Consider the following 10574-nt stretch of genomic DNA (forward strand, 5'->3'; position numbering starts at 1 on the left):
GAAGAATTCCAGATCACGAGGTGCACCTTGGCAAACTTGTTCGACCCGATTCGCTTTGGCGACATTGCCGCGGTCAACCGCATAGTGATGGCGCCGCTGACGCGGGACCGTGCGGGCCCGGGGCAGGTGCCCACGCCGCTGATGGCGACGTACTACGCCCAGCGCGCCACTGCCGGCCTGATCGTTGCAGAGGCCGCGCAGATCTCGCCGGCGGCCCAGGGCTACCTCGACACGCCGGGCATCTACAGTGCCGCGCAGGTGCAGGGATGGCGCGGAGTGACCGCCGCGGCGCACGCCGTGGGCGCGAGGATCGTGCTGCAGTTGTGGCATGTCGGGCGGATTTCGCACACCTCGCTGCAGCCGGACGGACAGCCGCCCGAATCCAGCACGGCGCGCCGCGCGAACGTCCAGACCTTCACGGCCCAGGGCTTCGAGCAGGTCTCGACACCCCGGGCCCTGCGTCTGGATGAACTGCCGGGCATCGTCGCCGCGTACCGCCAGGCCGCACGAAACGCCATCGACGCCGGCTTCGATGGCGTGGAGGTGCATTGCGCCAACGGCTATCTGCTCGAGCAGTTCCTGCGCGACGCCATCAACGATCGCACGGACGCCTACGGCGGTCCGAAGGAGAACCGTATACGCCTGCCACTCGAAGTCATGAGCGCCGTGGCTGCGGAGATCGGAGGCGCTCGCACCGGGCTTCGGCTGTCGCCCGTCACGCCCGTTAACGACGCCGGGCAGGACAGCGATGCCCAAGGACTTTATGGCCACCTAGTTCAACAGCTGGCGCCGCTGAAGCTTGCGTTTGTCCACATGATCGAAGGCGCGACCGGCGGACCGCGCGATTTCCTGCCTTTTGACTACGCGGCGCTGCGCGACGCGTTCAAACAGGGCAGCGCACATGGGGCCTGGATCGTCAACAACGGCTACACGCGTGCGATGGCCATCGCCGCAGTGGGCAGTGGAGCGGCCGACATGGTTGCCTTCGGCCGCCCGTTCATCAGTGACCCGGATCTGGTCAACCGGCTGCGCCTCGATGCACCTTGGGCCGTCGTGCATCCTGACACACTCTACGGCGGCGGTGCGGTCGGCTACACCGACTATCCACCGCTGGATCTGGTGCAGGTACAAAAATTGATTGCGGTCAGCCCGGCGGAGGGTGGTCAGCCCACCACCTGACGGAATGGCGACGCGCCACCTGCAGGGTCTGGCGCTGTTGACCGTCGCGGGTGACGATGCGTAAGACACTCACTCAGGGCTTCAGCACCTTTCTTCGTCGCCATCGGGCGCAAGCCCACTTCGAGCGTCGGCCCTTGCTGGATGCGTTGGCGGCGATGCCGCCGCCGGCCGGCCCCGCGCACGACGATCACGCGCTGGCGCATGACTTGCTGGCCATCGCCCGGCAAACTCCAGCCGTCGCGCTGCTGGCCCTGCGGTCGCAAGCTGACGGCCTGGACGCCGAAGAGGCAGCTCGGCGCCTGCAGCAGATGGGCCCAACGAGGTGTAGCACGAGAAGCCGCTGCCGGGTTGGCTGCACTTGTGGCGCTGCTACCTGAACCTGTTCAATCTGCTGCTCATTGCCTTAGCTGTGATGTCGTTTCTGAGCGCGGATGCGAAGGCCACCACGGTGATCGGCGTCATGGTGATGCTGAGTACGGTCATCCGTTTTGTCCAGGAAAGGCGATCCCACCGGGCTGCGCCGCCCGGCCGGCGCAGGCACCCGTTTGGCGCCGCTGGCGTCCCATGAGATTGCGGTGCGCGAACTCGTAGCGGGGGACTTCGTGGCCCTCTCGGCAGGCGACATGATCCCTGCCGACTGTCGACTGTCGACTGTCGACTGCCGTGTGCTCAGCGCGCGGGACCTGTTCGTCGCGCAGGCCGCGATGACGGGAGAGTCGTTGCCGGTGGAGAAATTCGTGCAGAACGCATCGCCGGAGGCGGCCGGCGCGCCGAGTCCCGACGCGCTCGAGCAGCGCAACATCATCTTCATGGGGACCAACGTGGTCTCGGGCACGGTCACGGCGCTGGTCGTGGCCACCGGCGGGCGCAGCTACTTCGGCACGCTGGCCGCGCACGTCAGAGCCGTTGAGACCACACTCAACGCGTTCCAGGCAAGCGTCAACAGTGTGAGCTGGCTGCTCATCCGCTTTGCGGCCGTGATGTTGCCCGTTATCTTCCTCCTCAATGGCTTCACGAAGGGGGATTGGCTGCAGGCCTTCTTGTTTGCACTGTCGGTCGCCGTAGGCCTCACGCCCGAGATGCTGCCGATGATCCTGACCAGCATCCTGGTCAAGGGCGCGGTGCTGCTGTCGCGCAAGAAGGTGGTGGTCAAGCGGCTGGACGCGATCCAGAACTTCGGCGCGATGAACATTCTGTGCACCGACAAGACGGGCACGCTGACACAGGACCGCATCGCTCTCGCGCGCCACACCGACGCCTATGGCAACGACGCCGGGGACGTGTTGGACTTTGCCTTCCTCAATAGCTACTACCAGACCGGACTCAAGAATCTCCTCGACCGTGCGGTGCCGGCCCATGTCGAAAAACCCGCAGAGTTGAAGTTGAAGTTGAAGGAGGCTTACCGCAAAGTCGACGAGATTCCTTTCGACTTCGAGCGCAGGCGCATGTCAGTGGTGGTGGCGACCGTGCTGGCCGGCAAGGATCAGGCGCACCAACTCAGCTGCAAGGGCGTTGTGGAAGAAGTATCAGCTGCCTGCACGCAGGTGCGGGTACAGGAGCCCAATGAGGGCCGCGGGCAGTGCGAAGGTCCTTTACCCAGCCTGCCGTTCGATGCGGCACTGCTCGCCCGCACGCAGGCCGTCACTGCTGGGCTCAATGCGGCAGGGCTGCGTGTGGTGGCCGTTGCCAGCAAGACATTGCCGCCGAGCTAGACGCCTTACTCGGTGGCAGACGAATGCGGGCTGACGCTCATTGGCTATATCGCTTTCCTCGATCCGCGCAAGGAGTCGGCTGCACCGGCGCTGAAAAAGCTGGAGGAGCATGGCATCACAGTCAAGGTGCTGACGGGCGACAACGAGCTGGTCATGGCGCAGGTTTGCCGTCAGGTCGGCTTGGTCACCGTCACCGTCATGCTGGGCTCGCAGATCGAATTGCTCAGCGACGAAGCACTCAAGATCGCATCACAGCAACACCGCGTCTTCGCCAAACGCCCCTTCACAAGGAGTGCATCGGGCTTGCCTTGCGCGTCGGAGGCCACGTTGTCGGCTTCATGGGCGATGGCATCAACGATGCGCCAGCCCTGCGCGGCAGACATCGGCATTTCGGTCGACAGTGCGGTCGATATCGTCAAGGAAGCCGCCGACATCATCTTGTTGGAAAAAAGCCTCATGGTGCTCGACGACGGTGTGGTCGAAGGCCGAACCACGTTCTGCAACATGCAGAAGTACATCCGCATGACGGCAAGCTAAAACTTCGGCAATGTGGAGTGTTCTGGTGGCGAGCGCATTCCTTCCATTACTGCCGATGTTGCCGCTGCAATTGCTGGTGCAGGACCTGCTGTCCGACATCGGCCAGACCGGGATTTCATTCGACAACTTCGACCTGGAGCTGGTCAGCAAGCCGCTCAAGTGGAACCCTGCTGAAATCGGCCGATTCATGCTCTGCTTCGGTCCCGTCAGTTCGTTGTTCGACATCGTCACCTTCAGCGTCATGTGGTGGGTCTTCGATGCGAACAGCGTGGCCCGACAGGCGTTGCTCCAGTCCGGATTGTTCGTCGTGGGCCTGCTGACACAGACCTTGGTAGTGCATATGGCGCGTACGCCGAAGCTTCCCTTCGTACAAAGCCGCGTAGCGGTTCCATTGACGGTGATGACACTGACCATCATCGCGATCGGGCTGTGGCTTCCGCTCGGGCCGCTGGGCAGTTACTTCAAACTGCAGCCGCTGCCGCTCGTTTACTACAGTTGGCTGGTGGGAATTCTGCTGAGCCAATGCGCGCTTACGACGCTTACGACGCTTTCGACGCTTCTATATCCGGCGTTATGGCAGGCAATGAGTTCGCCCGCTCTTCGCCCGTGATCGACCCCAAGTGGATGCCGCTGGTCCGCATCAAAGAAAAGAGTTGCCTGCGTGCGTTAGCGAACGGAGCGCCGCTGGCACGCAGACTCATACTGGCGCTATGAACCATCAGCCATCTCCCTGGATGTCGCGCCCTTACGCTTTGTCTGCCTGGCGAGTCGACGGTCGCCAGCGTACCGTCGCTTCGTGGGCGGCCGCTTTGCCCGCGGCCATCCGACAGGCGCTGGCGTTGCGGCACGGACCCGGCCCGCTGTCGCCACTGGCATCGTCAGCGGGGGACGAAACGGCCATGCATGCGTCCTGTCTTTGAATGGCCGTGACGGTTGCGGGATCAGCAACAGCCGGTCTCTTTTTTTGTCTTTTTTCCCCAAGAAACTTTTGCCATGACCTACCAGGGTGAACGTGCCCGCCCGAGCGCCACGGAGCGCGGGCGTTTTTTTGCAGTCTCCAGTGTCCGCCTCGGCGGATCAGGACACGTCATGGATGTGTGCTGGCGTGAAGTCAATGCAGCTTCGGATCTGGATGTTGGCGCCAGCGTCGTCGCATCCGCGGCCGATGTGGTGGACGCCATCCACGATGGTGCACAGGTCGCTGCCATGTTTTCCGGGCGCAGCGCAGACCTGCCGCAGCGCCTGTTCATCGTTATCGAGCATCAGGATGGCACGGAAGCTCTCGCACTTGACGGGCCGTCATCGCCGGGGCGCAATCTGGCCGATATTGCCGTCTTCACATGACTGACGCGAGCGACCGATTCCGGGCCCTGGCAGCCGCCTGCCGTCATCTAATGTCGCCTAGCGCAACTCTGAACTCCTCCAGCTTTGCCTCGTAGGCATCTGCTTCGCCGTAGTCCAGAAATCGGTTGTAGCGCGCGTGGGTCCCGAGGATTTTGTGGGCGTGCTTGATCGGACAGAAGTACTGCTCCGTGCGCGCCAGGATCTCGGTCACGTACGCCATCAGGCCATTGCCATACTCACAGTAGGTGCAGTGGAACTTCTCGATGAAGTTCAGGTAGCCCAGGTGGCGCCGGTCGAAGACCAGGTAGTCGCTGCGTCGCACCTTGGCAATGCTATAGATCGGGAAACAGGCCCATTGATAGAAGCTCACACATGCATCCAGCAGAAGCAACGGGATCACCATGGCGTAGATGAGCGGGCCGGTGATGAGATTTTGCGGACGGTCTGCCACCAGCCAGCGCAAGAAATTCGTCTTGAGCTTGCGGTGCGCGTCGCTCACCGAGCGCTCGAACTCGACGCGCCTGCCGTTGATCCGGAAAAACATGCGGCTCTCTTGGTCATTGACAGCGCTGCGCAGGTCCGCCTCGAGTGTCGCCATCTGCGCCAGGATCTGATTGATTCGGTCGTTCATGCCGTCAAGCTTAGACCTGAACACGTCGCTGCTACCCCTTCTTGTGGCGCTGGCGCAGGCGGCGCGCGCTGTCACACGGACGGGGCGATCGAACCTCGGTAGAACCGGGGCCTGCTTGCAACGGCCAGCCGGCCGCGTCATCACACTGGAGTGGACCCATGACAACAAATGCCCTCGCAACGGTAGGGCTCGCGCGCATGCTCGCACCGCCCGTGCGGCGCACTGATGGCGACTGACGGCTGGCGATACCGCGCGGTGGCCGGATGCTTGACTCTGCAATGGCAAGGTCTGCTGGTGATGTTGGGCCTGCAGGTGGCTCGGTGGCTCAGTCGCTTGCCACGTTGTGGCTGCCCCATCTGAGCGTCGATGTCGTCAACCTGGGCGTGGGACGCGACGATCGCGCCTAAGTCATCCACACAGGCACGGTGATGCTGTCGCTCTCCGTGCTGCAGGTGATCCTGGCCGTTGGCGCCTCGGTGGTCGGTGCGCGGCTGGCTATGCGCTACGGGTGCGACCTGCGACCTGCGGGCTCGGGTCTTTGCGCATGTGCAGGCCTTTTCTTTGCACGAGATGAACCGCTTCGGCATGCCGTCGCTGATCACGCGAAGCACCAACGATGTCTTGCAGTTGCAGACGGCGCTGCGGGCTGGCCGCGCCAAAGCCGTTTCGCAGAACTGCAGGCGATGCCAATGCCAGTCTGACACTGCGAGTCTGAGCGGCCTGGGCCGCGCCATGCGTTCGCGTGACCGCACAAGGACTGTCGTGAAGACCGGCACTGGTTGATAAAAAAGCATGCGCTGCGTTTGGGACTTGCAAGCCCACACCCTCCTAAAAGCTTCCTGCGCGGCCGCCCCCGGGCAACAAGCGGGGCGTTGATCGCATCGGCCGCCAGCCTGTTGCGGGGAGGCGCTTCCAGGCGGCCCGAGCATTGCTGTGCAATCCGCAATCCGTCACCTGCTGATCGTCATCGTGTGTCGTGGCTTCGCGGGTCGTCCCCTGCGTTCGTTCGCGCACAGACGCACCGCAGCCCGATGCTTATAACCAACGAGAGTCCCTTCGTCCCGAACAATCTCGAAAGAAAAAATTCATGGAAAAGACTCTATTGATCGCAGCGTTGACTGGTGCGAGCCTGCTTGGCGTCGTGGGCGCGTCCCACGGGCAAGTCGCGGGTTCCAGCACGACCACCGGCGTCACTGTCACAGAAAACACGCAGATCGCTATGGGCTGGAGCGTCAAGAAGACCGTCCTGGGCAAGACGGTCTACAACGACACCGGCACGAAAATTGGCAATGTCGAAGACCTGATCATTTCGCCGCAGCGCAAGCTGTCCTACGCAATCATCGGCGCTGGCGGCTTTGTCGGTATGGGCCGGCATGACGTCGCTGTCCCGGTCTCGCAACTCGAAAACCGATCGGGCAAATTGGTGATGGTGGGCGCTTCCAAAGAGGCCCTCAAGTCACTGCCTGCCTTTGCCTACGCACCGGACACCACGCAACGGGACCAGTTCATCGCCAGGACGGACCGGGATATCGCGACGGGCCGGCAGGACCTGACGGCATGGGAGAAGAAGGCGTCCTTGGAGTCCAAGGAAGTGAAGGCCGGCATGGACAAGAACATAGCCGCTGCACACGTCGATCTGAAATTGGCCGAAACAAAGCTCGGCGAAATGAAAGATGCCACCGCCAATCGTTGGAAGACTTTTGAAGCCGGCGTGACTGCGGCCACCGAGCGGATGCACCGTTCGCTTGAAAAAGCCAAAGCCTGAATGCCCGCTCCCTCCAACGCACAGAAAGCCCCCATGAAAACCGATTCGCAATTGCAGCAGGACGTCCAGGCCGAACTCCAGTGGGAACCCGCCGTCGACGCCACCCATATTGGTGTTGAAGTGACAGATGGCATCGTCACGCTGGCCGGCCATGTCAACAGCTACGCCAAGAAATGGGATGCGGAAAGCGCCGCCCAGCGCGTCGCAGGCGTCAAAGGTCTCGCAGTTGAAATGGAAGTGAGGCTGCCCGGCACAAGCCAGCGCGTGGACGCTGACATTGCCCGTTCAGCGGACAACGTATTGGCGTGGTCGTCCTTCATACCCAAGGACAGTGTCAAAGTCATGGTCGAGAAAGGCTGGGTCACGCTGACAGGCAAGGTGCGCTGGGATTTCGAGCGGCGCGGTGCCGCATCCAGCATTCGCCAGTTGCTGGGCGTGACGGGCGTCAGCGACCAGATCAGCATAGAGCAGGCGGCGTCTTCGACCGTGGTGAAGGCAGACATCGAAGCCGCCCTCAAGCGACGTGCCCGAAACGACGCGGAGCTCATTTCCGTACACGTCCGAGGCGCTGATGTGACGCTTTCCGGGACCGTTCACAGCTGGGCAGAGCGCGACTTGGCGAGTCACGCTGCTTGGAGCGCGCCGGGCGTGAACAACGTTGTCGACAACCTCACCGTGACGTTCTGAATGGCCCGCACAGCTTTGCGCAACCTCGCGGGGCGTTTGGGAATGATCCTGAAAAAAATGCCGATCCTGTCGGCCGCCGCTGTAGTGATCCATTTGCTTTTCCCTGTGGCTTCGTCCGCGTTCGCGCAGGGGCGGGGAGAAGCAGACCCCACGCAGGCCAAAGCACCGCCGATGGCGCGGACGACCGCTGCGGAGCGCCGCGCAGCGCGAGACTTGCGCAAGAAGAACGGTGAACGCGCAGCCAGGGGTGCCCAGATGGGCGAGGGGCAAAGCGAGCCTGTCGTACGGCCCTTCGTTCCCCTGAACGAACGCATGGACGCGTCGCATCGTCGCGCCGAAGCAAACCGTGCAGCCAATCAGGCCGGCGCATTCCCCAGGGGCGGCAGCGGAGACGCACCAGAAAAGCAAAAGCGCTGATCGGCTGCAGGCCTGGAGGAAAGCGACCGCAGTCTCGCCAGACGACGGCGCGCGCTCGCGCGGCATGCCCGCCGAACCGTTGCACCCGGCGAGGAAAGCCGCGCGCAGTATCAACGGCGCCGGGCGTATGAGGCTACCTGCAGGCCGCGTGCCGAGGCACGTCGGCACCAGATTGTCCAGGGCAATGGAGTTGGCCAGCCGGCGGGTTGATGCGGACGCGATTGCGAAAGCGGATGCCTTTGCGATCGAACCGTTGAAGCCGGACGCCCGTCTTCAAGCGCTGACGCGCGTCGCTGGCTGAAAAGCGGAGGGTCCAGTGCAGGAGTGCTCGGCGTATCCGGACACTGGTTCGTTGCATTTTCGGGAAAGCGATCTTGTGACAGTGTGGCCAAGTCTATGAAACAGTGACAGCCCCGGCGCGATCGGCCGGTCTTGCAAGCCAAAAGTATCTGCAGGACTTCCCGGGTACTGCAGCACCTTGCCTTCATGCGCAAGCGTCCAGTTGGCTGCTTCGTCAGTGCGAAGACTTGCGCGGTGAAGGGGGCTTCGGAATTTTGGCACGTGTTTGCTCAGGTCGAGCGGCCTGTACGGCCTGATCATGTAATCGTTGGCACCGGCCGCCAGAGCGGCGGCGACATCGGACGCGTCAGCGCGATCGCTTAGCACGATGACCGGGATGTGCGACTGCCGTACTACGCGCAGCCAACGCAGAAGGTCCACGGCCAGCCGACCCTGAGCTGTGAGCGCAAGGATCAGCAGTTCGGACGTCTCGCCGCTCAGAGCGGACCGCAATGCCACGCCGTCGCTGGATGGCGTGTAGAAAATCGGCTCGTCGCCGCGCGACGCCTTCAGCGCCGCCACCAAAAGCTGCGCTTCTTCTTGGTCTTCATCGAGCAGTGCTATGCGCATTTGTCGGCCTCGCGAGTTGACGGCTCCGACGTCGGGCTGGACAGTGCGGAGCTGAGTCGCAGCAATCCTGGGGCGTGGCGCCGAGGTCGTGCGCTCATGGTGGGACTGGGTTAGGGGGCGTCCGTCCACCAGCGGACTTGCCTCTGGAGTGCAGGTCTGGTCTGTGCCGTGGGGATCATGCTGATGAAAGGGACAGGGGGCAAGCGCAGCCCCATCGCGGACACAACGGGCACCGCATTGCGTGTGTCGTGTGATTGCGCATCGCAGGCAGCCGCCGAGTGAGCCACCCCGATGCCAGCCGACGCTTGGCTGTGGACCTGCGCCTGCGCAGGCGCACGGCCCGCGCTGTGCGTCAATGCCGGTGCGTGCTGCGCACAGTGGGAATCAGTCGGGACCGTGGGCAGTGCAGTGAGCCCACAATTCAACACACGAGAAGTGTCAGCGCCTGCTGGCGCGGTAGGACGTCTCATTCGAGAGCCCCGGCGCCGGGAGGGCACCGAAGGCCCTGTCTCAACAGAGCGATTTGGAGGCTGGTGGCGGCATTGGCTTTTGCAACGCACCGAAGACCGCGACGAGCGTCGATCGCCAGTTGCCCGTGAAGCGGACCACCGTGCCACGAAAGTGATCCACGTTGGCCCACTCCAGATGGTCATCGATCAACACGTCTCGCCTTTCACCAACGCATCCCTTGTCCGGTGTGATGATCACGCGATCAACGAACTGTGGAAAGTAATCGCGTATCCAGAGCAACTTCTCTGTCGCGGCGCAGGGATTCGAGGGCGGAATCTTCGTGACGACAAACATCTCGATGCCTTCCGTTTCCAGAAAGGCAACTGCATTGCAGGCACCTTCCGAGGGCAGCAGCGTGCGGTATGCCCCCGGCAGGCGCTTGAACTGGCTGGGCGTCATGGCGCAGCTGGCGCACGCGGCGTCGAAGTCGGCAATGACGCCGTCCATGTCGAGGTAGACCCGGGCCTTGTCCGGGTAAGAGCGTTGTCCCACTTTGTTCGTCTTTCAGCCTCGGAGCGAGTGCGCGCAGCGCCTGCGACAGCGCGATCCGGGGTTTCGACGTTTTCGTTCCCGGTCCCCGGATTCTGACGGTGCGGTAAAGAAAATTCTGTGCGTTGGCACACGCAGGCGCGCAAAGACGAAGTTCAAGCGCCATCTGCGTTCCCTGGCCATGGTGTGCTGTCGCACAGACGGCACACTTTCTCTCGAAATATGGTGGAGTCTGTCATGCCACCAGGCGGCGTGCAAAGAACCGTATCCGCGGGTCGGCCGCAACGCGAATTTTCTGTGTTGCCACAGTCGCGGCCGGTTATCCACAAGTTCACACCACCCCATTTTTCAGAACTCAGGAGCAAATTCAACATGGCCAAAATCATCGGCATCG

At 62.7% G+C, this 10574-nt stretch carries 11 protein-coding genes; 8 read left to right on the plus strand and 3 right to left on the minus strand.

The genetic code is table 11. The features are described 5' to 3' along the window. Window positions 1-27 precede the first annotated feature (27 nt). The 5 genes from QN413_RS23370 (at window position 28) to QN413_RS23380 (ending at window position 4772) form a co-directional block, all read left to right on the plus strand. Complete coding sequence (locus QN413_RS23370) at window positions 28-1179, plus strand: alkene reductase (protein WP_323498985.1); 1152 nt, start codon at window positions 28-30, stop codon at window positions 1177-1179. 575 nt (window positions 1180-1754) lie between these two features. After that, window positions 1755-2891: an HAD-IC family P-type ATPase gene (locus QN413_RS27425; RefSeq protein ID WP_416352235.1), complete on the plus strand. Its 1137-nt coding sequence runs from the start codon at window positions 1755-1757 to the stop codon at window positions 2889-2891. 12 nt (window positions 2892-2903) lie between these two features. Then, window positions 2904-3428 (plus strand): hypothetical protein, encoded by a 525-nt coding sequence (locus QN413_RS27430; protein ID WP_416352236.1) that lies wholly within the window; start codon window positions 2904-2906, stop codon window positions 3426-3428. 76 nt (window positions 3429-3504) lie between these two features. Continuing rightward, complete coding sequence (locus QN413_RS27435; protein WP_416352237.1) at window positions 3505-4038, plus strand: cation transporting ATPase C-terminal domain-containing protein; 534 nt, start codon at window positions 3505-3507, stop codon at window positions 4036-4038. Window positions 4039-4421: 383 nt separating this feature from the next. Further along, window positions 4422-4772: a hypothetical protein gene (locus tag QN413_RS23380; protein WP_323498986.1), complete on the plus strand. Its 351-nt coding sequence runs from the start codon at window positions 4422-4424 to the stop codon at window positions 4770-4772. A gap of 43 nt (window positions 4773-4815) precedes the next feature. Here the strand turns inward: QN413_RS23380 and QN413_RS23385 are convergent, their stop codons facing one another. Beyond that, the gene (locus QN413_RS23385) at window positions 4816-5478 is read right to left on the minus strand and encodes a hypothetical protein (RefSeq protein ID WP_323498988.1); all 663 of its coding nucleotides are present in this window, start codon (window positions 5476-5478) and stop codon (window positions 4816-4818) included. Between the two features lie 901 nt (window positions 5479-6379). On the opposite strand from QN413_RS23385, the gene QN413_RS23390 reads away from it, so the two are divergent. Genes QN413_RS23390 through QN413_RS23400 form a run of 3 tightly spaced genes read left to right on the plus strand, consistent with a single transcriptional unit; the run spans window position 6380 to window position 8272 of the window. Then, a complete protein-coding gene (locus tag QN413_RS23390) occupies window positions 6380-7168 on the plus strand; it encodes a PRC-barrel domain-containing protein (protein WP_323498989.1) in 789 nt (262 codons plus the stop codon). A 33-nt stretch (window positions 7169-7201) separates the two neighbouring features. Beyond that, window positions 7202-7855 (plus strand): BON domain-containing protein, encoded by a 654-nt coding sequence (locus tag QN413_RS23395; protein WP_323498990.1) that lies wholly within the window; start codon window positions 7202-7204, stop codon window positions 7853-7855. Then, complete coding sequence (locus tag QN413_RS23400) at window positions 7856-8272, plus strand: hypothetical protein (RefSeq protein WP_323498992.1); 417 nt, start codon at window positions 7856-7858, stop codon at window positions 8270-8272. 273 nt (window positions 8273-8545) lie between these two features. On the opposite strand, the gene QN413_RS23405 is transcribed toward QN413_RS23400, so the two are convergent. Further along, complete coding sequence (locus tag QN413_RS23405; RefSeq protein WP_323498993.1) at window positions 8546-9181, minus strand: hypothetical protein; 636 nt, start codon at window positions 9179-9181, stop codon at window positions 8546-8548. A gap of 510 nt (window positions 9182-9691) precedes the next feature. Continuing rightward, the gene (locus tag QN413_RS23410; protein WP_323498994.1) at window positions 9692-10183 is read right to left on the minus strand and encodes a 5' nucleotidase, NT5C type; all 492 of its coding nucleotides are present in this window, start codon (window positions 10181-10183) and stop codon (window positions 9692-9694) included. Between the last annotated feature and the right edge of the window lie 391 nt (window positions 10184-10574).

This window comes from Variovorax sp. LG9.2 (assembly GCF_035018885.1).
Classification (GTDB): domain Bacteria; phylum Pseudomonadota; class Gammaproteobacteria; order Burkholderiales; family Burkholderiaceae_C; genus Variovorax.